The sequence below is a fragment of the Balneolaceae bacterium genome, from assembly GCA_034521495.1.
In the GTDB taxonomy this organism is placed as follows: Bacteria; Bacteroidota; Rhodothermia; order Balneolales; family Balneolaceae; genus Rhodohalobacter.
In genome coordinates this window covers 296,552-319,889 of the sequence record JAXHMK010000009.1, presented here as the reverse complement: position 1 = coordinate 319,889, position 23,338 = coordinate 296,552, and the positions used below count along the sequence as shown (strand labels likewise).

Here is a 23,338-nt window from a genome sequence, read left to right as displayed (position 1 = left end):
GTATCCTCTATCTCATGAAAAGTAACCATGCTTGGTAAATATTAAAATGATGAAGATATAAGTACTTAAATATTCAGGAAAAACCTGATTCATTTCTCTTTCCAGTCTGCTATTTTATAAGTATAGTTAATGGAAGAGGAATAAATCCGAAACCATACATTAAAATATTTCAAACCGGTCGGTTATCCCCTAAGCAAAAAAAGAGCTCCGTATCATGAAGTTATTGAATAATTTAATTAACACCCGAAACCATTTTATTACTTTTTGGTTGATCAGTTTACCTTTTTTTCTTTTCGCATGTAAGAGTACTGAGGTTCAATCCGATTCATCTTCAAGTGATACTACTGAACAAACACAATCTACAACTCAACCTGCATCAAGTACAGCAACTGTTGAATACGCGGAAGAAATTCCAGGTTCTGACCAAGAGATTGAGATGGTGTTAGTTCCCGGTGGTTCATATCAGATGGGACCTTTCGAAAATGGTGAAACGCATAAAGTAAAAGTTGACTCGTTTTGGATTGGCAAATACGAAATTACCTGGAATGAGTACAACCTTTTCAGAAATGAACTGCTCGAGGATATACGCACCGAGGTTTATAAAAATCTGTATGGCGTGGATATCGATTCAGATGCAATATCATCTCCGACTCTGACCGAGGAAGCGCTTGATCTTCTTCGGGATAACGACATTCCAGCTGATATTATCTCTCTCCCCTCGCCTCCCTATTCTGATGTAACTGCCGGAATGGGTACCGACGGTTTCCCGGCCGTTAGTATGACACATTACGCCGCTTTTATGTTCACTAAATGGCTGACTGTAAAAACCGGTGACTTTTACCGGCTTCCTACAGAAGCGGAATGGGAATATGCATGTAAGGCGGCCAGTACGGATGACTATGAACCGATCACCAACACAGCAGAACTGGATCAGTACGCCTGGCACCGGGACAATAGTAATCGCAAATATCAGCAGCCTGGCAACAAAGAACCAAATGCACTGGGAATCCATGATATGCTTGGCAATGTAGCCGAATGGACATTAGATCAATACCACGAAGATTATCCTGCAAAGCTGGAAAACGAACCAGCCGACAATCCATTCTTTTCACCCACTGAACTGTATCCCAGAACTGCACGCGGCGGATCGTGGATGGATCCTGCCGCAGCTGCAAGCTGTATCCAGCGCAGAGGGTCGAACCCGGCCTGGAAGATGAGAGATCCGCAACTTCCTAAAAGTTTGTGGTGGCATACCAATGCCCCGTTTGTGGGTTTTCGTGTAGTACGCCCGGTAAATGAACCCGGTTCGGTTAGTGAAATGGAAGAATATTGGATTGAAGCAATACAGGATTATAATTAGAGGATCAAAAAATAAACCAGAACACTTGTAAACTTAAAACCTGAAAACAATGGAAAATAAAGATCAGTTTAGCACGAAATTAACAAGAAGAGATTTTATGAAAAAAACGTCTCTTGCAGCCGGAGGAGGAATTCTGTTAAGTTCTTTACCGGTAGGCTCAAGTGCTTATGCAGCTGCAAATGATGTACTCAATGTAGCGGTAGTGGGCTGCGGGGGCCGGGGAACCGGAGCTGCAAACCAGGCACTGAATGCAGATGAAGGAGTGAAAATTGTTGCGTTGGCTGATCTGTTCCGAGACCGCTTGGACGATTGTTATAACTCTCTGACCCAGGCACATCCCGATGGAGACCGAATTGCCGTCCCGGAAGAGCATAAATTTGTAGGATTTGACGGTTACAAACATGCCATTGAACTGGCTGATGTTGTAATTCTTGCCACACCACCCGGTTACCGTCCGGAGCATTTTGAGGAAGCTGTACGGCAGGGCAAACATGTTTTTATGGAAAAACCGTTGGGTACTTCAGCAGATGGTGTACGCAGAATACTGAAGGCCGGGCGTGAAGCAAAACAGAAGCAACTAAACGTGGTTGTAGGACTTCAACGTCATTATCAAACCAATTACCACGAAGCGTTGAAACATGTTCGTGACAATGCCATTGGAAAGATTACGGCAGGACAGGTGTACTGGAACAGCGCCGGCGTTTGGGTACGTGAGCGACAACCCGATCAAACCGAACTGGAATATCAAAACAGAAACTGGTACTACTTCAATTGGCTTTGTGGCGATCATATTCTCGAACAGCACATTCACAACATCGATGTGGCTAACTGGTTCCTGGGTGAGTACCCGGTATCAGCCCAGGGTATGGGCGGACGCGAGGTCCGAACCGGTAAAGATCACGGACAGATTTTTGATCACCATTTTGTGGAATTTACCTACCCAAGCGGAGCGGTAATCTCCAGCCAGTGCCGTCATCAGCCGGATACGTTCTCGAGAGTTGCCGAACATTTCCAGGGAGCTTATGGTACAATTGAGATAGATTCAAGCAATAAAGCCCTCATCAAAGATCACGATGGAGTGGTTCTGTACGATCATGCTGGCATGAACGACCCGAACCCATATCAAGTTGAGCACGACAAGCTTTTTGCCGCCATTCGAAATGGTGATGTTATTAGCGACACCGAGAATGGAGCAAAAAGTACGCTTACAGCTATTATGGGTCGCATGGCAACCTATTCAGGTCAAGTGATTACATGGGATCAAGCCATTAACGCGCAAGACAAGATGGTTCCGGATAATATGACCTGGGATACCCCACCTCCTGTTGTGCCCGATGAAAATGGTGACTATCCCGTACCTACTCCGGGTGTTACGAATGTGTTGAGTCCGGAGTCAACTGTAAGTACTGGATAGATTTAGAGTTGATTAAAGATCCGCGAAGTCTTCAAGACTTCGCGGATCTTCATAAACAAGGCTGCTATTAAGTTCATACATTTTTTACTCGATGCGAAGGTCCTCCTTCGCATCGCCCAATCGGAAGCTCCGCTTCTCCTCAATAATCATAAAAAAGAACAGAAGGGTTTGATGGTATATTTCCCATCCATTCCTTTAGCATTCGCATTTAAAAGGATACCTCACTGAATCAAATAATACCTATCTCATGAATCGAAAAAACTTCCTAAAGAACTCATTGCTCGCTGGATCAGCACTTGCAACCGGAACTGCACTCAGCAAAAATCAACCTAAATCGCTAAACAAATCCGATCTTCTTCAATCTCACGATTTCAAACTGAAATATTCCCCACACTTTGGGATGTTTGAAAACCATGCCGGGCGAGATCTGCTGGACCAGCTACAGTTTATGAATGATATTGGTTTTAGAGGTTTGGAAGATAACGGGATGAAGGGACGAAATCGGCGAACCCAGGAACAGATTGGACAAAAGCTGGCGGATTTTGGAATGGATATGGGCGTGTTCGTTGCACATACGATCTACTGGAATGAACCAAGCCTGAGCACCGGTGACCCGGAATATGTGGACCAATTCCTGGATGAGATTCGTGAATCCGTAGAGGTCGCTAAAAGAGTGGGTGCCACCTGGATGACTGTAGTCCCCGGACACATTGATCTGCGCCTTGATATGGACTACCAGGAACTGAATGTGATCGATGCGTTAAAACGTGCCGCCGAAATCCTGGAACCGCATGGATTGGTAATGGTCCTCGAACCGTTAAATACGCTAATCAATCATCCCGGGATGATTCTCACCAAAACCTCGCAAGCATACCGAATTTGTAAGCATGTGGACAGCCCGTCATGCAAAATTTTATATGATATCTATCATCAGCAGATTACCGAGGGGAACCTGATCCCAAATATCGATACTGCCTGGAATGAAATTCCCTATTTCCAGTTAGGCGATCACCCCGGCAGAAACGAACCCTACACCGGTGAAATCAACTACCGCAATATCTTCAAACATCTGTATGATAAAGGATTCGATGGCATCGTAGGAATGGAACATGGAAACTCGATGGACGGAAAAGAGGGCGAGCTTGCGTTAATTGAGGCGTACGTCAGAGCGGATGATTTTGAGGTTTGATGAACAAGATCCGCGAAGTTTTCGAAAACTTCGCGGATCTCACAATCGTGACCTGACAGCGTGGCCCCAACAGATATGTGCGAGGTCTCCTGTCAGCGTCGAAGGGAATTGTCTTTGGTTCACAACGCTGACAGATCCCCCTTGGGGATTCCTTCGGAGGGGTTGGTGCTGTCAGGTTATTTAATTCGAACCACTAAACAGGTACTTAAAACTTCGCGGATCTGCTAAGCATCACTTAATGAAATCTTTTGCCCCATTCGAATAAAACTCCAGGATGGTATCCCCCTCATTTACAAAAAGAATCGCTTCGGTTTGATCTGTTTCATTAATCAAATCTATTCCTTCTTCCGGTGTCATCAAGGTTAAAATGGACGAAAGTGCATCCGCTTTCATCCCTTCATCTGCTATAACCGTAGCCTGAATCTGGTTAGTTGCGCCAAGCCCGGTCATGGGATTGAGAATATGCGAATAACGTGTACCATCAATTTCCACAAACTGGAACAGATCACCAGAGGTGGTAACGGTTTTGTTTGCCGTTTGCAGGGTTATGAACTGGCTTTCTCCATTTTGCTGACTTTTCGGAACGGCCACATCCCAGCTTTCCCTGCCGGAGGGCGGATCTCCAAGGGTCACATCTCCGCCGGCATCAACCAAAGCACGCTCTATTCCAAAACTTTTTAATACTTTCAACGCTTCTTCGGCGGCATATCCTTTGGCAATGCCCCCCAAATCGAGCTGCATATCCGGTTTAGTTAACTCTGCAGTTTGATTTTCCTCATCAAGCCTGATATGCTCATATCCAACCTGCCTCTCAAATTCTGCAATCTCCTGTTCTGTAGGAAGCTGCGGATCGGGCGACATTCGCACCATCCGCCAAAATCGACTCATTGGCCCCACAGTGATATCAAACAGACCATCACTCAACTCAGCCATTCGAACCGATTCTTTCAGAACCTTAAACAGATCATTACTCACTTTTACAGCTTTGCCGGATCCTGACGTTCGTGATAATCGATTGAGCTCACTGTCATCTTCGTAATCACTCATGATCTGGTTCAGCTCCTCGATTCGGTTAAAAGCTTCTTCTGATGCCTGGCTGGCTATGGAATCATCATCAGAATAGAGAACAATATTAAACTGCGTTCCCATGTGATAGGATTGAAACGTAAATCGTTGCAACTCTTGGGCTGCGATTGATTGCAGGAGCAGAAAGCAAAGAATTGTAATCAAAAAATGTCTTTTGTACATCTGGCTGTGTTTTATTTTAAACATTTAAAAATACGTTTTCATGCAGAGAAAAGCTTTTATCGATTCCGCAGAATTGAAACCGTGAAAGCATAAATATCCAGAGGATTTAGGATAATGCGAGAATATTTTCATTCACCAAAGGTTTAATGTGAGCAAAAAAGTACCTAAATTTGTAACTCTGAAAAAGCCGGAGTCCACCTGCATTAAAATTTCAGTGGACAATTTCTTCGGCTGAAGGTAATTCTTATTTATTTGAAATTATTTGCCGGAGTAGCTCAGGGGTAGAGCAATTCTCTCGTAAAGAATAGGTCGTGAGTTCAAATCTCATCTCCGGCTCTTAAACCTCCCCTCTCGAGAGGGGACCGATGGTGAGCGTTCAGCGAATCCATCAGGGGTGTGTCCACACGTTTTCAATCACGAACTCGAATTCAATTCACACCACAAATTCTAACCCTGTAGTTCAACCGGATAGAACGAAAGCCTCCTAAGCTTTAAATCCCGGTTCAAGTCCGGGCGGGGTTACTTAGTGAATTATATAAGTAATTAAATAATAAGTACTTATATAGTCATATATTCGATATTAGTACAACAATAGGTACACGTAAAAAGCGTGATTATACTTTTTCTGGTTTACGCCTCTCCTCCGAAAGAAACTTACATATTGCTTTTCACACCTTTCTTTGTCTATTTTGTTCACAAATTAAGTTTGTTCACGTAACGTGAACGCTTTAATATTGTGAACATGAAAGAAGAAGAGATTGTCCATACCGCCATAGAAAACCTTGAGCCAACCTTATTAAAAGGTAAGTGGCATCCTTATAAGAAGAATAATAAGATTCTGGATGGTGTATTGGAACTCTGGTATGAAGATCAAAATGTAAGGTTTGACGCCATCGTCAAAAAAGAACTTCGAACCTACCAGGTTGAGCAGTTGATACAACAAGCCGGGAATTATAAAAACCTGATGGTGATCGCTTACAAACTATTTCCCGGATTGAAAAAGAAGTTGAAAGGACACCGCATCAACTATTTGGAGGCAAATGGGAATCTATTTGTAAATGCAGAGAACCTGCTCCTGTTTCTGGATGGGGACAAAAAGTTGAATAAAACGGATAAAACCGGGAACCGGGCTTTTACACCAACCGGTCTAAAAGTGCTCTTCGAATTCTTACGGGATAAAAGGTTAATCAACCAAACACAACGAGAGATTGCAGAGAAAGCCGGAGTGGCCCTTGGGAATATTCCTAAAGTGTTACAAGGATTAATGGATACCGGCCAGATCTACAAATTGGATAAGAAGAAGTACGCATTTCATGATCGCAAAGAGCTTCTCCAACAGTGGATCAGGGAGTATCACAATACACTTAAACCCACATTAGAAATGGGTCGTTACACGGCGAAACGAACAGAGGACTGGAAAGAGATTCCACTAAATCTTACAAAAACTGTATGGGGCGGTGAACCGGCCGCAGACTTGCTGACCAATTATCTAAAACCCGGTGTACTTACACTTTATACTGAAGAAACAAAGAAGGACTTGATGGTGAACTACGGTTTAATGCCAGACAAGGAGGGAAACTTGTTTGCCTATCAGAAATTCTGGAAGAATGATGAAACGGACAACACGGCACCTCCAATATTGGTTTACGCAGATCTGATTATGACAAATGATAAACGATGCATCGAAACTGCAAATATTTTATTCAATGAGCGAATCGAACCAAAGTTATAAAGAGCTGGCCATTCCTTACTTTAAAGAAGTCTTCGACATCATCGATGAGGTACTAACCGCTCATGATATTCCTTATTACCTGATCGGTGTGAATGCCATCAGTCTGGAGTTACTCAAAAAAGGGACTAAACCTGCAAGAGGAACCAAGGATATCGATTTTGCAATTATGGTTTCTGCATTGGATGAGTACGAAGAGATTTCCGATTCCATTCAAGACCAGGGATTTACAAAAGCAGAGGCTGCGTGGCGATTCCATCACAAAGAGTTTGACATCGTTGTTGATCTTCTCCCTTTTGGAGAAATTGAGGAGAGTGAAACGATTGGTTTTAGCGACCGAACAACTGATCTTCATGTTTTAGGATTCAAAGAAGTTATGGATGATGCCACGGAGGTCAACATTGGCGAAACAAAGGTTCGAATCCCTCCCCTGCCGGGTATGGTTATCTTAAAGCTTGTTGCCTGGAGTGACAGACCAGAGGTTCGAAATAATGATCTCTATGACATTTTACGAGTCATTGAACATTACAACGACCTGGAGTATGAAAACAATTTGAAATATCACTATGATATCATAGAAGAGATGGAAGAGTTTGATGAACACAGATTTTCATCCCGAATATTGGGGCGAAAAGTAAAACCGTATTTGGATAAATCACCCGTCCTGAAACAACGAATAGAATCCGTTCTTGAGAAAAATACAGCAGATGCTTCTACCTCAGAAATTGCCCGAAACTGGGCACGTGAAAAGGGATGGAATCTGGAATATTGCATCACATTGCTGAATGATTTTAAAGCTGGTATCGGGGATAGAAATTCCTGATTGAACGGTATAAAAAGCCATCCGCTTCATTATTCAACCAGATAAAACACAAGTTATTTAAGCTTTTAACACGGTTCCGATCCAAACGGACCTGCTACTTTCAGAGAACAATCGTTAGATAGTGTCTCCCGTATCTGTAGACTGGCTGAAAATCTGACAGCATTCCCGGTGCCACTGTTTTTGTAGCTGACTGAGTGACTATACTTTTTTAAAGGTTGTAACACCAGAAAGTAGTTTCTCTCATTTTTCTTCATCACATTTTTTTATCCACAATTACCGGATATAGAATGAAATCCCTTTTAAACATCAAATGTTACTTGTCCTTTCTCCCGGAGTTCTTAACACTCAACATCATACCAAAAAGGCTTAACCCGAATTATTCACGAAAAAGTATAAAATAGAAGTTAAGGCACTGATATTATTACATGTATCGGGAAATGATGGTAGCTCAATTTTGAGTGTTGTGGCAAATGGCTACGAAATTTGCCCGTGCACTGCGTTGAAGTTGAAATGCTTTACTCAGGGTACTCAGATACCCTTCCGTCACCATTTCCTCTTCGCCTTGTGCACAACCAAATTTCTTGGTGCATAATCCGGGTTAATTAAATAGCCTGTAGGTTTTTTTTATCTTCGAAGAAACAATAGGTTCAATAAATAACAACGATTCAGAAAAACTAAATATGGCAGCAATTACGGTTCGCAACCTCTATAAAATATTTGGCAAAAAACCGGAAAAAGCGATCCCGATGCTTCGTGACGGGATGAGTAAAGATGAAATTCTCGAAAAAACAGGCTTAACTGTTGCAATTGACGACGCTTCATTTGAAGTAAAGGAGAAAGAGATCTTTGTAATCATGGGGCTTTCCGGCAGCGGAAAATCGACTGTACTTCGATGCCTCAATCGCCTGATTGAGCCAACGGATGGCGAAATCTTCCTGGAGAGTGAACAGAAAAATATCATGGATATCAAACGGGATGAGCTGCTGGAACTCCGCAGGCACAGTATGTCGATGGTATTTCAAAATTTTGGACTTTTCCCTCATCGTACCATACTGAATAATGTAGCTTACGGTCTTGAAATTGGGGGCGCTGACAAAGAGACCCGCCATGAAAAAGCCCGTAATGCGATTGAACTGGTTGGATTAAAGGGGTATGAAGATAAAAAGCCCAATGAATTAAGCGGAGGTATGCAACAACGGGTAGGCCTTGCAAGGGCACTCGCAAACGAACCGGAAATTCTGCTGATGGATGAAGCCTTTAGCGCCCTTGATCCGCTAATACGAAACGATATGCAGGAGGAGCTTCTTGAACTTCAAACCAAGATGAACAAAACCATCGTTTTTATCACGCACGATCTCGATGAAGCCCTCAAACTGGGCGACCGTATTGCCATCATGAAAGATGGAAGAATTGTACAGATCGGAACACCGGAAACAATCCTTACAGAACCGGCAAACGAGTATGTACGCGCCTTTGTACAAAATGTTGACCGTACGAAAATCATTACGGCCGCTTCTATAATGCGAAAAGCTCCAACTATAGACCTGAAAAAAGATGGGCCCGGGGTAGCAGCAAGAAAGATGGAAAAATCAGGCGTTTCTACTGTATATGTACTGGATGGAAACCGGAAGTACAAGGGGGTGGTTACCATTGATGATGCAAACAGATTGAAAAATAAAAATATTAAATCGGTCGAGGAGATCATCAGGAATGATGCTCATACAACCCTGCCCGAAACCCCCATTAAACAGCTCCTTTCCAAAGCGATTGAAAGCAGGCTGTCGATCGCAGTTGTGGAACAAGACGGAACCTTTCGCGGAGTGGTGAGCAGGGCATCGATCATTAACGAAGTAAACCTGAACGATACGAAAAAGCAAGCCAACTCTGAGACCATGAAAACAGAAACTTTAACCGAAGAGAATACACAATGATAGATATTCCTGTTGGACGATTTTTCGAATTTATTATACAATGGATGCGCGAAAACTGGGAGGGGTTTTTTGATGCCGTTACAGTTGTTGTAAATGCTACACTGGATACATTCGAAGGGATCTTATTGTTCCCGCACCCCCTGATTATGATTGGCCTTTTAACCCTTCTCGCCTGGTATATTTCAGGCAAAGGTGTGGCCATATTTACCGTTGCAGGACTTTTTGTGATCGAGGGGATGGGGCTCTGGGCCGAGACCATGGATACTATGGCGTTAATTTTTACGGCTGTACTTATCGCCCTTCTGATCGGTATACCCGTGGGAATATGGGCCTCCAAAAATGACCTTGTTGAAAAGATTGTACGGCCCATATTAGACTTTATGCAAACAATGCCGGCATTTGTATATCTGATTCCGGCTGTTCTTTTTTTCCAGCTTGGAAAAGTTCCGGGAGTTGTGGCTACGCTTGTTTTCGCTACACCGCCGGCCGTGCGGCTTACAAATTTGGGTATACGGCAGGTTCCCGATGAGGTAAAAGAGGCCGCACTTGCATTTGGTTCCAACTCCAGGCAAATGTTGTTTAAAGTGGAGCTTCCTGTTGCATTGCCAACTATTCTCGCCGGTGTCAACCAAACCATTATGCTTGCGCTCTCGATGGTTGTTATCGCTTCGTTAATTGGTGCCGGAGGTTTGGGACAGCCTGTACTGGTGGGAATTCAGCAACTGAATATCGGGCTTGGTTTTGAAGGCGGAATTGCTATTGTGATTCTCGCTATTTTCCTGGACAGAATTACTCAATCTATGGGAACGGCATCCCAAAACACCAGCAACGGGTAAACCAACGTATCTGCCTAAGAATCTGTTAACTACTAACGACCAGCAATCAAACAAGACGAGTTAAAATTCAAATCAAAATATCTAACTATGAACATTTTAAATAAAGTACATTGGGCATCAAAATTGACCTCTGTTCTTCTACTCCTGGCTGTTTTAGCAACCGGATGTCAAAGCGGGGAACAGACAGAAAATACCGCTGACCTTGTGTATGTAAACTGGGCTGAGGGAATTGCCTATACAAATCTCGCAAAAAATATTCTTGAACAAAAAATGGGCTACGAAGTAAATATTACATCCGCTGATGTGGGGCCCGCATATACAGCCATTGCCAATGGTGACCAGGACGCATTTATGGAGACATGGCTACCCGTCCTGCACAAAAACTACATGGATCAATACGAAGATGATATTGTAGATCTTGGATATGTTTACGAGGGAACTCAAAGCGGACTTGTAGTACCGGAATATGTTGAGGTAGACAGTATTTCAAACCTGAACAATTATGTCGAAGAGTTTGACGGGCAGATTACCGGGATTGATGCCGGTGCCGGTGTTATGCAAACCACTCAAGAGTTAATTGATGAGTACAATCTCAATTTTGACTTGATGACATCAAGCGGCCCGGCCATGACTGCCGCCCTGAGTAACGCTATTGAAAATGAAGAGTGGATTGTGGTTACCGGCTGGCAGCCTCACTGGAAATTCGGGCGTTGGGATCTGAAATTTCTAAAACAAGATCCGGATAAAGTACTCTGGCAGTCAGGGAATATCCATATTATGGGACGCGAAAATCTCGAACAAGAGAAGCCGGAACTGGCCGCTTTCCTGAAAAATATGAAGTTTACGGAAGATCAATTGGCCGACCTGATGGTTCAGGTCCAGGAATCGGATGAAAATGTATCCGCTGTTACAGAACAATGGATGAATCAAAATGAAGAACTGATCGAAAGCTGGATACCCGAAGGAGCGATGGACGAAATGGCTTCAGCACAGTAGTTCACTTTCCGTACAGATCTTACAGGCTTCTGATTTTACGATCAGAAGCCTTTTTTTATGTTGGCTCTGCCAGTTCTGCAACCAACCCGGTTTATTGAATTCAAACTCATTCTGTTCCATCCGTCCATTTAACCGGGGACGAACCCTTTGCAAAACGAATGTTCTTGGCAATCGGTATGTTTTTTAAAGACATGAAAAGATCAATCCAAAAAAAAGAGGAGTTATTATTATGGGAGCAAAAAAAATTTTGATGATTGCAGGAGATTATGGCGAAGATCTGGAAACCATGGTTCCGTTCCAGGCACTGCAGATGGTTGGCCATACGGTTCATGCTGTTTGTCCGGACAAGAAAGAGGGAGACCAGTGCCCCACAGCCGTTCACGATTTCGTAGGAGATCAGACCTACAAGGAGACGCCCGGCCACAATTTTACATTGAATTTTACTTTCGATGATGTTAACCCGGAAGAGTATGATGCACTGGTATTGCCCGGCGGTCGCGCACCGGAATATCTGCGGCTCAATGAGGGTGTCATTGAAATGGTTCGCCATTTTGTAGAGGAAGACAAGCCTATTGCTGCCATCTGTCACGGGTTGCAAATTTTAGCTGCAGTCGGTGGTATTGAAGGGAAAACGCTGACTGCTTATCCCGCCTGCGGACCGGAGATGGAGCTAACCGGAGCCAACTATAAAGAGGTCCCGCCAACCGAAGCCGTGGTTGACGGAAACCTGGTTACTTCACCGGCCTGGCCCGGACATCAGAAATGGCTGGCTGAATTTCTAAAAGTTCTCGGAACCGAAATTACACACGCCGATTAAACTGCAAATTTATACTTCTATTCAACCCCGCCCATTACAATCCGGCGGGGTTTTTTATCCTGCGTCATAAATATGAAACACGTTTTTTCATTAAGATGCTGCCAATATACTCTTTGCTCCCAACAGAGAACATTAGCATAACTCAATGAGACGATCATAGCGTCCAAAGTCAGCTGATCAAGCCAAACCGATTAGAAGTTGAATAAAAGCCGACTCGTTTTTAATAGCGGTAAAATTCACTTACGATTCCACAGTATACGCCTCCACCCCGTCACCATCTTCGGAAGTGACAATCAACTCGCCAGGATCGGACAGAAACTCCTCATAATCACAAGGCATTTCGGCTTTTTCTCCATCCTGAACGTCCCATGTGCCGCAGAAGCCGGAGTTCGTGTTCATATCGATATCAAAGGGGGGATCGAATTCCGAACCAGAAATATCGAGCGTGATAAAGAATCCGTCTTCGATATAGGCATCGTCATCCTCTGTGATGATTTCAGTTGTGGCTGTTCCAACTACTGTGGAACCATCGGCGGCAAGAATCAGGTCAAACGTTCGGGTCTGTTTTTCGGAATCTTTATCCTCTTCGTTTGCAGATGTAGAGGAACTGCATCCGGCAAGCACAGATGTCATTAGTCCAAATACCATTAACATGGCAAAAGATTTTATGATTGAGGATTGTAAACAATTCTGGTAATAATACTTCATGATATAGATGATCTGTTTTAATTTTTATGATTTTGTTGATTGGCCGAATAAAAATTCGAGAGGAATGGTTGCGCTGAGATAGCACGTGATTGCTCCAACAATCTGTCGGTAAGACAAATAGAATTGAGCGTAGCCCCAAAATTTTTATCGGCAAATGGGTGTATACATCTGTGTTGTAGATGTTTGAGTCACAGATACATACCTCTTATTAATGCGAATAGTAGGAAAGAGTTGGCTCAAAAAGATTGGCTTTATTTTCCTCATTCTGACGCTCCATTTAAAGCTGCACTTTTTTTATGAGATAATACCAGGTATTTAGTTCTTTCGCGATTGAATTTTATGGAGTTGAATGACCAAAATTTTATAATTTATTTTGCTGGTTAGAAATCTTACCACAATGCTGGTCTGATACGTTTCACAGCAGAGCGGTGAAACGAGAAAAATTGTTTACTGTCAACTGAAAACTGCCTACTACTCCCCGCCAACTGATTCAATCCATTTCTCAACATTCCCCTCCAACACATTCAACGGAATACTTCCACTGAGTAAAACCACATCGTGAAATTCGCGGAGGTCAAAGTTCTCTCCCAGTTTTTCTTCGGCCATCGCTCGCAACTCACGGATTTTGATTTCTCCCATTTTATACGCCAGTGCCTGTCCCGGCCAGAAGATGTAGCGGTTGACTTCCGAGCGGATGTTATGAAGTGACAGAGCAGAATTGTCTGCCATGTATTGAATGGCTTCCTCGCGGCTCCAGCCTTTGGCGTGCATGCCGGTATCCACCACGAGGCGGAGAGCCCGCCACATCTCGTAACTCAGTTGACCAAATTTTTTATAAGGCGTTTCGTACATCCCGATCTCCTCTCCCAGGCGTTCGGCATAGAGTGCCCAACCCTCGGTAAAAGCGGTATAACTGGCTGTGGTTCTGAATTTGGGCAAATCCTCCAACTCCTGTTGCAGGGCAATCTGCAGATGGTGACCCGGCACGGCTTCATGCAGTGAAAGCGCTGGGATTTCGTAAAGCGGTCGGCTATCCAGATCATATGTGTTTACGGCGTAGGTTCCGGCTTGGGTTCCATCTGCATCTCCGCGGCTGTAGTAAGCCGTAGCTGTTCGCGGCGCAAGATAATCGGGAATCGGTTCAATTCCGTAGGGAAGCCGCGGCAACGTTTTAAAAAGTTCCGGCAGTTTCCCATCGATAGTTTTCAGAACGTAAGCTGTCTCCTTCAATAGCTGCTCAGGTGTTTCGGCGTAAAACTGATCGTCCGTGCGGAGGAATTCCACGAAAGCGTCAAAATCATCCCCGTAGCCTTCGGATTTAACAATCTCCATCATCTCCCCTCGAATTCGTGCAACCTCATCCAGCCCGATTTGATGGACTTCATCAGCCGTAATATCAATCGTGGTATGATCCTGAATCAAATAATTATAATACTCCTCTCCACCCGGAATTTCCGTAATTCCAATCGTTTCGGTTGTATTCGGGATGTATTCATCAACCAAAAAATCACGCAGCCGCTGATATTCGGGAATCACAATCTCACCGACCACTTCTTTTGCGTGATTCGTCAGCCGCTGCTTCTCTTCCTCACTAAAACTGTCCGGAAATTCCTTAAACGGCTCATACAATCGATGTTCTTCCGATGACTCGGTAATCAGCGCTTCGATCGATGCCACGTAATCATCAAAAACAATCTTGCGGACGCATAATCCCCAGCTCAATTCCTTTTCTCATCCGTTCGATGTAGCCGCCGTTATAATCAGGAAATTCCTCCAGCCGGCTCAGGTAGTTATCATAATCCTCCACTGTTTCAAGTGGAACATCATCGCCCAGAGTTGCAAATGAAGCGTGATAATCCCACCACCCATTCAGCGGAAGCAGATGATGGTTCAATTCATACGCCCAAATCGAACCTTCAAGCTGATTTTCAAAAATATCGTAATTGATGCGACTCTCACTACTCAGCTCTTCTCTTGATATCTTATGCAAGCGAGACAGGAACTCTTTCGACTTCTCGTAATTCTCCTCCATCGCATCCAATCCTGTTTCGGGAAGCTGATCGTTAAACCGGTCATCACCCTGGCTGGTGGCAAAGATGGGATTAGTCTGAAGGCTGTATTCCCAGTGATCATCAAAAATCATCTGAAGCTGTTCCTCCGCAGTGGATTGCGGAGACTGAACGAAAAGAATAGATAAGATGAGAAGAATATGAAACATGGGAATACATTAAATTTTGGGATTTTTATAAGGTAAAATTACTCAAAACCATCTTCTCTTAAAAAACCACCATTTTTGAGATCCTAAAAATTATGGATGGCGTACCCGGCTTCATATTTTACTCAAATTTACTCCGTACACTTTAATAAATCGTTAATTTTAAAGAGTTCAAGTATTACGTTAATTTAGAAAACCGGTTCAGTAGTTTGAACACTAAAAAATCCTGGTTGCTCAACAAAAATCTAACACGTAGCAACGCTGCTTCATTTGCGGGTAGTAAAGTAAAAACCTGTTTTGCCATATTTTTCATATTCTCGATCCTGTTACCTGCAGATCTACTCTCTCAGAACCGTATAAAAAAAGAGATACGAGCTCTGCGTCTGGAAAATACCGAGAAGTTTATTTTTGATGGAAAAGTAGATGAAGAGTTTTGGAAACGCGTTCCCGCAGCCACCGGCTTTCGGCAGCAGGAACCCAATGAGGGAGATCCGGCCACCGAGAAGACCGAAGTGCGAATTGCTTACGATGACGAGTACCTATACATGGGCGTCATATTGTATGACAGCGATCCGTCCAGGATTAAAGCGACCCAAAGACGCAGAGATGTACGAATTGTAGCTGATGAACGGTTTACCTGGTTTTTTGATACGTTCAACGATCAGCGCAACGCCTATTTCATGGAGGTAAATCCCAATGCTCTTCGAACCGACGGGCTCATCACTACGGGTCAGGGGCAATCCATTAATCTAAATTGGGATGGAATTTGGGATGCGAAAGCCACCATTAACGAAATTGGCTGGACTACAGAGATTAAAATTCCATTCCGATCACTCAACTTCGATCCCGAAAGTGATACCTGGGGAGTGAATTTTATGCGTGTGATTCGACGAAAAAGTGAAACGGTTCTGTGGACCGGATATCAACGAAACCAGGGAATTGACCGGCCACAGGATGGCGGATTACTTACAGGACTTACCGGAATGTCTCAGGGTTTGGGACTGGAGGTAAAACCATTTGGAATCCTAACCGGCAACGAACAAAAACTTGCCGAAGGTGACGAAACCGATACCGATCTGGACGGAGGACTGGATATCAACTACAGTATCACCCCCAGCCTGAAAGCCTCCCTTACATTCAATACCGATTTTGCTGAAGCCGAAGTGGATCAGCGTATTGTAAATTTAACACGATTTGCTGTTCAGTTTCCCGAACAGCGAGACTTCTTCCTGGAGGGCTCCAACATCTACGAATTTGCACCGGCAAGCAGGGTAAATCCATATTTCAGCCGCAGAATTGGATTGCAGGAAGGGCAGCCCATTCCAATTACCTATGGAGCGCGGCTGCTTGGCAACTCCGGTCCCTATAACCTCGCTTTTCTGCATGTTCGCACAGGTGAACAGCGTGACATCCGTCCTGAAAATTTTTCGGTTGCCCGGGTCAAGCGGAATATCGGCAGCGAAAGTACTATAGGCATGATTTATACCCGGCGGGCCACAGATGGAGATAGAAGTGGAGAACTTGAGTTACAGGATCGCCATACAATCGGAGCCGACCTGGAGTTGAGTACTTCTACCTTCAGGGAAGATAAAAATCTTCAGTTTCAGGCGTTTTTTGTCTATCACAACTCTCCCCTGGCAAACGATGATACTTCTGAATTTTGGGATCGAACCACCCGTGGGTTTCGTATAAATTATCCGAATCAACCCTGGGCAGGCCTGATGTCTTACCGGGAATTTGGAGATGCATACAACCCGGCCGTTGGGTTTACACCCAGAAATGCCTTTCGCCGTTTTCAGCCCTCAATCTCATATTCACCACAATTCCCGGAAAGTGATGTTTTTCAGCAGGTGGAATGGGAAATTCGGTTTGAACATCTGACAGATCTTGATTTTGAGCTGCTAACCCAGGAAATACGATTTACTCTTTTTAATATCTCGTTCATGAGTGGTGACGAGATGGCTTTTGATATTTCAAGAAATTACGAGCGACTGGAGTTTCCGTTCGATATCCGGCGGGACAATTCTATCATTATCCCTGTTGATGATTACGTAACCTGGACGGCCTCTGCCGAACTACAAACAGCTTCATACAGGAAAGTGTCTTTCGGAGCCGAGTTTGAATCGGGTGGATTTTGGTCCGGTACCCGAACTCAATATGGCCTGAATCTAAGTCTTCGTCCTTTCACTGGGCTCGAACTTACCCCTGAATATGTTCGAACCGATGTAGATTTAGCTGAAGGAAGTTTTTCTACGGATCTGTTCCGGTTTGAAGCCAATATGGACTTCACCAATTCACTCTTTTTCACAACCAACATACAGTACGATAATCTAAGCCAGCTGCTTGCCACGAATAATCGCCTAAGGTGGATTATTACTCCCGGTTCAGACCTCTACCTCGTGTACAACCACAATTGGCTGGAGGAGGATCAGCTCAGCCGCTTCCGAACTCTTCAGCGAAGCGGGGCAATCAAGATTTCGTATACACATCGGTTTTAAATAGGAAATCATCGGATGAGTGTTTAAAACAAAGAATTCAGATATAGCCGCCGACTGGCGCAAGTGTTAAGCGAAGCGTCACTTGTGCCCCCTTAACTTACGGCTGGCAGAATCATTCTTGTTTATGACATCTGATTATCAATGAACTGTCACTATCGAATGACTTTCTCTCCTCTCTTGTTTTTATAACCTCAATCAACTGGACGGAAGGTTTATCCTTCAAAATCGATGAGAAACCGTTATCTTTCATTCAGAAAAAACAAACACTTTAAGCTTATATAAAGGACTATGCCGAATGCCTATTTCAACATCCAGGAGCCAAAGAACGAACCGTATAATGCATATGAACCGGGATCTCCGGAAAAAAAGAAACTCAAGCAGAAATTAACGGAGTTGCAGGACCAGGAAATTGAGATTCCTGCAATTATCAATGGAAAGGAAGTTAAAACCGGACGAACGGCTGATGTGGTGATGCCCCACAAGCACGATCACAAACTGGCCACCGTTCATTATTGTGGAGAGAAGGAAGTAAACATGGCTATTAATGCTGCCCTTGAAGCTCAAAAAGAGTGGGCAAATATGCCGTGGCAGGAACGGGTTTCAATTTTTCAGAAAGCAGCAGACTTAATTACCGGTCCCTGGCGCTACACAATGAACGCCTCTACTATGTTGGGGCAGTCTAAAACACCACACCAATCTGAAATTGAAGCAGTTGGTGAACTTGCGGATTTTCTGAGGTTTGGCCCGTGGTATCTGTCAAAGATTATGGCCGAACAGCCCTATTCTCCCGATGGCATGTGGAATCGAGTCGAATATCGGCCGCTGGAAGGATTTGTGTTTGCAGTTAGCCCGTTCAACTTCACAGCAATTGCAGGAAATTTACCATCTGCTCCGGCCATGTGCGGGAATGTGTCGCTTTGGAAGCCTTCGCCGGAATCCGTTTATTCGAACTATTTTGTGATGAAAATATTACAGGAGGCCGGTTTGCCTGATGGTGTTATCAATTTCCTGCCGGGTGAAGGAGCAGACGTTGGTGATCCGGTTTTAGAGAGTCCCGACCTATCTGGTTTACACTTTACCGGGTCCGTTGGAACATTTAATCATCTATGGAAGACGATCGGTGAAAATATCGACACCTATAAAACCTACCCGCGAATTGTAGGAGAAACCGGCGGTAAAGATTTTATTTTTGCACACAACACCGCCGATACCGATGCAATGGTGGTAGCTGCACTGCGGGCTGCTTTCGAATACCAGGGACAAAAATGTTCAGCCGCATCACGCATGTATATTCCCAAATCGATCTGGCCGGATTTCAAAGAGCCATTCCTCGAAGAAGTATCCAAAATTAACGTTGGTGATGTAACGAATTTCACCAACTTCATGGGAGCGGTCATCAGCCGAAAGGCGTTTGATAAGATCACGGGCTATATCGACTATGCCAAAGAGGCCGATGACGCAGAGATCCTGGCGGGGGGTACGTATGATGACTCGGAAGGCTTTTTTGTTGATCCAACTGTTATCCTCACCAGCAACCCGACATTTAAAACGATGGAAGAGGAGATCTTCGGCCCTGTATTGACTATCTATGTTTACGAGGATGAGGATTTCGAGGATACATTAGATATTTGTGATAACACATCTCCGTTTGCTCTTACGGGTGCCATCTTCGCACAAGACAGATACGCCCTCAATAAGATGGCGAAGCGATTCAAGCAATCAGCCGGTAATTTTTATGTGAATGATAAACCAACCGCTGCAATTGTAGGCCAACAACCGTTTGGTGGATCGCGAAAATCCGGTACAAATGATAAGGCCGGAAGTATCATCAATATGCTTCGATGGTTGTCCGCACAATCGATCAAGGAAACCCGGGTTCCCGCTAAAGATTGGAGATATCCTTACATGGATGAGGAGTAAATCAATTCAACATTTACAAGATGTGGGTTTGTTAATGAATTACCTAATGGCAGAGCACACGAGGTATCTACTTATAATCCAAATTTTTTTTAACAATCTATGCCCTTATTGTGAAGTGTCCCCCTTCAAAGGGGGCAATGGGGGATGAACTCCTGTGCCTCAGAACCAAGGTCTGGACAATACAAAACGTAGAACATGATCCCCCCTGCTCACTCTGCTCGCTTTTCCCCTTCTTCCGAAGGGAGCACTTCGTGGGAAGGTGGACTTTAATCTTTTCCGATCCAGAGGGTTGGGAAATTAAACCACTTTAAGAGAAATCCCACACTCACAAAAGCTGATTTCTTATCACCTGAATGTTGTTGCTGCCAGCAGACGAAAAGCTCTTTTAAAGTACTGATGCGCTGATCAAATAAGATCTATACAGATGATACAATTCGAGTAACTTATTGCATACTAAATGGTTAAATCAGACTTCCCTTCCCTTAATCTCAAGCTACCCGATCTTAGTGCAGATAATTTTTGCGAAATCTTTATTTTGCTTTTTATTATTTATCTGAATAGAAATAATAACTAAATTTTTTAATATTAAATCTTTTATTTATTAAATAATCATACACAATGGCATTGTACATCTAATACTCTAAGTATACGGTCCACTTCTTTGGATTTTATAGATCAAAAGGCAATATTTATCAACTATTTACAGGCTAATACTGCTTTAACTAACCTTATAAATAAAAAGAAAAATTAATTCCTTGATGAAAAAACTCTACGGTAATTTTTTTCTCTTCTTTCTCATCTTTTCAATCGTTCTATTTTCAACCATCCCAGCGATCTCATTCGCCCAGTCGGAGGATGAAGAACCGAGCCTGCATGTTGGCGGAGCACTTCGGTTTAATATGATTCTCCAGAACTATGAAAGCGATATTGATGCAACAAAATCCTCATTCACCATGGATACCTGGCGGGTTAATATGATATATGACAATCCGGGGGGAATCGGGCTTAATTTTGAATATCGCTTTTATCCAACCTTTGGTACACATTTTATTAAACAGGGATGGCTTGAATACAACTTTACTGAATCTACACAAGGCCAGCTTGGGGTTACACAAGTGCCTTTTGGTAACATACAATACAACTCCCATAACTGGTGGTTCAGCCTTCCCTACTATGTGGGGCTTGAAGACGATCACGACATGGGCCTGAAAATCACCCACAACACCGATAAATTTCAGTGGGATTTTGCCTATTTCTTCCAGGCAGAACCAGAGGGACCTCCAGCTTCATTCGGTACCGGCGGACCCGGACGGTACTCCTACGATGTTATACCCGGAGCAAATTCCACACTTACCGAACGCAACCAGTTCAACATAAGATCGGCATATAAGTTTGGTGCCAGCGAATTGGGAGCATCTATACAGTATGGACAGCTTTACAACAGCGTACGGGATGAGTTTGATAACCAATATGCGTTTTCGCTCCATGCCGACATAAACACCGGAAACTTTAATATTCTGCCCCAAATATTGTTTTATGGCATGGACGCCCAAAATGATGTGGGAGAAGACTTAAGCACTGTTTTTATGGGAGCTTATGCCATTCCATACGAAGTTTCCACAGATGCATGGATTGCCACACTTGGCATCTCTTACTCTTATGATGTAGAGTGGGGACCGATCACAAACTTAAACTTCTACAATGATTTCAGCTACATGGCAAACGCGGTTGGAAACAGTACAACCAGAACCGCCGGTGGAGATCAACTGACTCTTGATGGTAATTTTCAGGATACAATACAGAATATCACAGGAGTGCTTGTCACTGCCGGCCCCGTTTTCACCTATTTCGATATTGCCCAGGGGATCAATCATCCCTGGCTAACAGATAATTTTGGAGTTGGTGTGGGACCCGGTCACGAAGATCTTGGGATTGGCGATTCAGAATATAATATTCGCTTCAATATTAACATCGGTTTTTATTTCTAAAACAAGCATCATACAAATTTAAATATCCAGTTATTTAATTATGAGTCAAACAGAACAAGAGAAAAAAAAGGCATCGGGCAATCCCGGTGTTAAAAAATATTTTGATATTCACGGACCGGTTTTTTGGCCGTCCGTAATACTCATTGCTCTTTTAATTGTCGGTACTCTCATTGCCGGCGAATCAGCAGAAGAAGCCTTCAATTCGGCCAGGGTTTTTATTACTGATTCTGCAAGCTGGCTGTTTGTAGCCGCTGTAAATATCTTCATTGGATTTTCCCTCTATTTTGCATTCAGCAAATATGGCAGGATTCGTCTTGGCGGAGAGGGAGCTGAACCGGAATTCAGTACTTCGGCGTGGTTTGCAATGCTCTTTAGTGCAGGTATGGGAATCGGGCTGATGTTTTTCGCCGTAGCAGAACCGATGTGGCATCTTATCAGCCCGCCACATGCCGAAGTAGGCAGTACACAGGCCGTACGGGATGCTATGGGAATCACCTTTTTGCACTGGGGATTACATGCCTGGGCAATCTATGCAGTTGTAGCTTTAGCACTGGCCTTTTTTGCATTTAATCGTAAACTGCCCCTCTCCTTCCGCTCTGTGTTTTATCCTCTTTTGGGAGACCGCATCGATGGCTGGATCGGAGATGTAATTGATGTTTTAGCTGTACTGGCTACACTGTTTGGTTTAGCAACCTCTCTCGGGCTTGGTGCATCACAGGCCGGTGCGGGTATGGAGTATGTGTTTGGCATCGCAAATACAGTGACCCTACAGGTCATTATAATCGCCGGAGTTACAGCAGTAGCTACTATCTCGGTGGTAGTAGGCATTGACAAAGGTGTAAAAGTACTGAGTGAGTTTAACATACGAATTGCCGCTCTATTTTTACTTTTTATCCTGTTTGTTGGTCCTACTCTCTATATTCTCAGTTCCTTTATGCAAAACATAGGTCACTACATCCAAAATTTTGCAAGTTTTGCAACGTGGACTCAAGCCTACGAAGAGGGTGATTTCTTAAACTCATGGACTATGTTTTACTGGGCCTGGTGGATCTCATGGTCGCCCTATGTAGGGATGTTTATCGCCAGGATTTCAAAAGGACGCACTGTAAAAGAGTTTGTACTTGGTGTTTTAATTGTACCGACTCTGGTTACTTTTCTCTGGATGAGTGGTTTTGGCGGCAGTGCAATTTACCTGGAAATTGGCGGCTTTGCTGAAATTGCCGAAGCTGTTCAGGCCGACCAAACGACCTCGCTCTTTATACTGCTCGAACAGTTTCCACTCTCAATGATTACATCCTTCCTGGCTATAGTTTTAGTTCTCAGTTTCTTTGTAACTTCGTCTGACTCCGGCTCGCTGGTGATTGATGGTCTTACAAGCGGCGGGAAACTTCATGCACCCGTGGGACAGCGTATTTTCTGGGCCACTACCGAGGGGGTTGTAGCTGCAATTCTCCTCATTGGCGGCGGCCTTGGTGCATTACAGGCAGGCGCTATCAGTACCGGTCTGCCCTTTACAATTGTTCTGCTGGTGATGTGCTACAGCCTGCAGCAAGGGTTACAGCGTGAACATGAAGACCTCGAGGACAAATCCAGAGCTAAAGAACGTGAATCTTACAGAGACCTGGTTTCCAACGCAATAAAAAAACAACAGAATAAATAGATATCA

At 43.9% G+C, this 23,338-nt stretch carries 17 protein-coding genes and 2 tRNA genes; 15 read left to right on the top strand and 4 right to left on the bottom strand.

Annotated elements, in window-relative coordinates:
- Positions 1–214: 214 nt before the first annotated feature.
- From U5K72_06350 to U5K72_06340, 3 genes are all read left to right on the top strand, one after another.
- Positions 215–1,360, top strand: coding sequence for an SUMF1/EgtB/PvdO family nonheme iron enzyme (locus U5K72_06350; protein ID MDZ7718425.1), 1,146 nt, complete (start codon positions 215–217; stop codon positions 1,358–1,360).
- Between the two features lie 49 nt (positions 1,361–1,409).
- A complete protein-coding gene (locus U5K72_06345) occupies positions 1,410–2,774 on the top strand; it encodes a Gfo/Idh/MocA family oxidoreductase (protein MDZ7718424.1) in 1,365 nt (454 codons plus the stop codon).
- Positions 2,775–3,021: 247 nt separating this feature from the next.
- Positions 3,022–3,963 carry a TIM barrel protein gene (locus U5K72_06340; protein ID MDZ7718423.1) on the top strand — a complete coding sequence of 314 codons (942 nt, stop codon included), beginning with the start codon at positions 3,022–3,024 and terminating at the stop codon, positions 3,961–3,963.
- Positions 3,964–4,194: 231 nt separating this feature from the next.
- On the opposite strand, the gene U5K72_06335 is transcribed toward U5K72_06340, so the two are convergent.
- A complete protein-coding gene (locus U5K72_06335; GenBank protein ID MDZ7718422.1) occupies positions 4,195–5,235 on the bottom strand; it encodes an FAD:protein FMN transferase in 1,041 nt (346 codons plus the stop codon).
- 240 nt (positions 5,236–5,475) lie between these two features.
- Here U5K72_06335 and U5K72_06330 point away from each other — a divergent pair.
- From U5K72_06330 to U5K72_06295, 8 genes are all read left to right on the top strand, one after another.
- A tRNA-Thr gene (locus U5K72_06330) sits at positions 5,476–5,547 on the top strand.
- A 113-nt stretch (positions 5,548–5,660) separates the two neighbouring features.
- Positions 5,661–5,733, top strand: a tRNA-Arg gene (locus U5K72_06325).
- A gap of 220 nt (positions 5,734–5,953) precedes the next feature.
- Positions 5,954–6,943, top strand: a complete 990-nt coding sequence (locus U5K72_06320) for a type IV toxin-antitoxin system AbiEi family antitoxin (protein MDZ7718421.1) — start codon at positions 5,954–5,956, stop codon at positions 6,941–6,943.
- Complete coding sequence (locus U5K72_06315; GenBank protein ID MDZ7718420.1) at positions 6,918–7,763, top strand: nucleotidyl transferase AbiEii/AbiGii toxin family protein; 846 nt, start codon at positions 6,918–6,920, stop codon at positions 7,761–7,763. The genes U5K72_06320 and U5K72_06315 overlap by 26 nt, the downstream gene beginning before the upstream one ends.
- A 680-nt stretch (positions 7,764–8,443) precedes the next feature.
- Positions 8,444–9,694, top strand: coding sequence for a glycine betaine/L-proline ABC transporter ATP-binding protein (locus U5K72_06310; protein ID MDZ7718419.1), 1,251 nt, complete (start codon positions 8,444–8,446; stop codon positions 9,692–9,694).
- Complete coding sequence (locus U5K72_06305) at positions 9,691–10,530, top strand: proline/glycine betaine ABC transporter permease (GenBank protein MDZ7718418.1); 840 nt, start codon at positions 9,691–9,693, stop codon at positions 10,528–10,530. The genes U5K72_06310 and U5K72_06305 overlap by 4 nt, the downstream gene beginning before the upstream one ends.
- Positions 10,531–10,617: 87 nt before the next feature.
- Positions 10,618–11,526 carry a glycine betaine ABC transporter substrate-binding protein gene (locus U5K72_06300; GenBank protein ID MDZ7718417.1) on the top strand — a complete coding sequence of 303 codons (909 nt, stop codon included), beginning with the start codon at positions 10,618–10,620 and terminating at the stop codon, positions 11,524–11,526.
- A gap of 229 nt (positions 11,527–11,755) precedes the next feature.
- Positions 11,756–12,343 (top strand): DJ-1/PfpI family protein, encoded by a 588-nt coding sequence (locus U5K72_06295; protein ID MDZ7718416.1) that lies wholly within the window; start codon positions 11,756–11,758, stop codon positions 12,341–12,343.
- Positions 12,344–12,583: 240 nt separating this feature from the next.
- Here the strand turns inward: U5K72_06295 and U5K72_06290 are convergent, their stop codons facing one another.
- The 3 genes from U5K72_06290 to U5K72_06280 form a co-directional block, all read right to left on the bottom strand.
- Complete coding sequence (locus tag U5K72_06290; protein ID MDZ7718415.1) at positions 12,584–13,051, bottom strand: hypothetical protein; 468 nt, start codon at positions 13,049–13,051, stop codon at positions 12,584–12,586.
- 471 nt (positions 13,052–13,522) lie between these two features.
- On the bottom strand, positions 13,523–14,773 hold the full coding sequence (locus tag U5K72_06285; GenBank protein ID MDZ7718414.1) for a DUF885 domain-containing protein: 1,251 nt from the start codon (positions 14,771–14,773) through the stop codon (positions 13,523–13,525).
- On the bottom strand, positions 14,736–15,269 hold the full coding sequence (locus U5K72_06280) for a DUF885 family protein (GenBank protein ID MDZ7718413.1): 534 nt from the start codon (positions 15,267–15,269) through the stop codon (positions 14,736–14,738). The genes U5K72_06285 and U5K72_06280 overlap by 38 nt, the downstream gene beginning before the upstream one ends.
- A 206-nt stretch (positions 15,270–15,475) precedes the next feature.
- On the opposite strand from U5K72_06280, the gene U5K72_06275 reads away from it, so the two are divergent.
- The 4 genes from U5K72_06275 (at position 15,476) to U5K72_06260 (ending at position 23,332) form a co-directional block, all read left to right on the top strand.
- On the top strand, positions 15,476–17,764 hold the full coding sequence (locus tag U5K72_06275) for a DUF5916 domain-containing protein (GenBank protein ID MDZ7718412.1): 2,289 nt from the start codon (positions 15,476–15,478) through the stop codon (positions 17,762–17,764).
- Between the two features lie 288 nt (positions 17,765–18,052).
- Positions 18,053–19,684 (top strand): L-glutamate gamma-semialdehyde dehydrogenase, encoded by a 1,632-nt coding sequence (gene pruA / locus U5K72_06270; GenBank protein MDZ7718411.1) that lies wholly within the window; start codon positions 18,053–18,055, stop codon positions 19,682–19,684.
- 758 nt (positions 19,685–20,442) lie between these two features.
- Complete coding sequence (locus U5K72_06265; GenBank protein MDZ7718410.1) at positions 20,443–21,672, top strand: hypothetical protein; 1,230 nt, start codon at positions 20,443–20,445, stop codon at positions 21,670–21,672.
- Between the two features lie 40 nt (positions 21,673–21,712).
- Complete coding sequence (locus U5K72_06260; protein MDZ7718409.1) at positions 21,713–23,332, top strand: BCCT family transporter; 1,620 nt, start codon at positions 21,713–21,715, stop codon at positions 23,330–23,332.
- Positions 23,333–23,338: the final 6 nt, after the last annotated feature.

What these genes read in the sequence shown, in the direction of transcription:
- U5K72_06340 (MDZ7718423.1), top strand. Translation starts at nt 3,022, where the DNA reads ATGAATCGAAAAAACTTCCTAAAGAACTCATTGCTCGCTGGATCAGCA.
- U5K72_06350 (MDZ7718425.1), top strand. Translation starts at nt 215, where the DNA reads ATGAAGTTATTGAATAATTTAATTAACACCCGAAACCATTTTATTACT.
- U5K72_06300 (MDZ7718417.1), top strand. Translation starts at nt 10,618, where the DNA reads ATGAACATTTTAAATAAAGTACATTGGGCATCAAAATTGACCTCTGTT.
- U5K72_06260 (MDZ7718409.1), top strand. Translation starts at nt 21,713, where the DNA reads ATGAGTCAAACAGAACAAGAGAAAAAAAAGGCATCGGGCAATCCCGGT.
- U5K72_06295 (MDZ7718416.1), top strand. Translation starts at nt 11,756, where the DNA reads ATGGGAGCAAAAAAAATTTTGATGATTGCAGGAGATTATGGCGAAGAT.
- U5K72_06280 (MDZ7718413.1), bottom strand. Translation starts at nt 15,269, where the DNA reads ATGTTTCATATTCTTCTCATCTTATCTATTCTTTTCGTTCAGTCTCCG.
- U5K72_06310 (MDZ7718419.1), top strand. Translation starts at nt 8,444, where the DNA reads ATGGCAGCAATTACGGTTCGCAACCTCTATAAAATATTTGGCAAAAAA.
- U5K72_06345 (MDZ7718424.1), top strand. Translation starts at nt 1,410, where the DNA reads ATGGAAAATAAAGATCAGTTTAGCACGAAATTAACAAGAAGAGATTTT.
- U5K72_06320 (MDZ7718421.1), top strand. Translation starts at nt 5,954, where the DNA reads ATGAAAGAAGAAGAGATTGTCCATACCGCCATAGAAAACCTTGAGCCA.
- U5K72_06265 (MDZ7718410.1), top strand. Translation starts at nt 20,443, where the DNA reads ATGAAAAAACTCTACGGTAATTTTTTTCTCTTCTTTCTCATCTTTTCA.
- U5K72_06315 (MDZ7718420.1), top strand. Translation starts at nt 6,918, where the DNA reads ATGAGCGAATCGAACCAAAGTTATAAAGAGCTGGCCATTCCTTACTTT.
- U5K72_06335 (MDZ7718422.1), bottom strand. Translation starts at nt 5,235, where the DNA reads ATGTTTAAAATAAAACACAGCCAGATGTACAAAAGACATTTTTTGATT.
- pruA (MDZ7718411.1), top strand. Translation starts at nt 18,053, where the DNA reads ATGCCGAATGCCTATTTCAACATCCAGGAGCCAAAGAACGAACCGTAT.
- U5K72_06305 (MDZ7718418.1), top strand. Translation starts at nt 9,691, where the DNA reads ATGATAGATATTCCTGTTGGACGATTTTTCGAATTTATTATACAATGG.
- U5K72_06290 (MDZ7718415.1), bottom strand. Translation starts at nt 13,051, where the DNA reads ATGAAGTATTATTACCAGAATTGTTTACAATCCTCAATCATAAAATCT.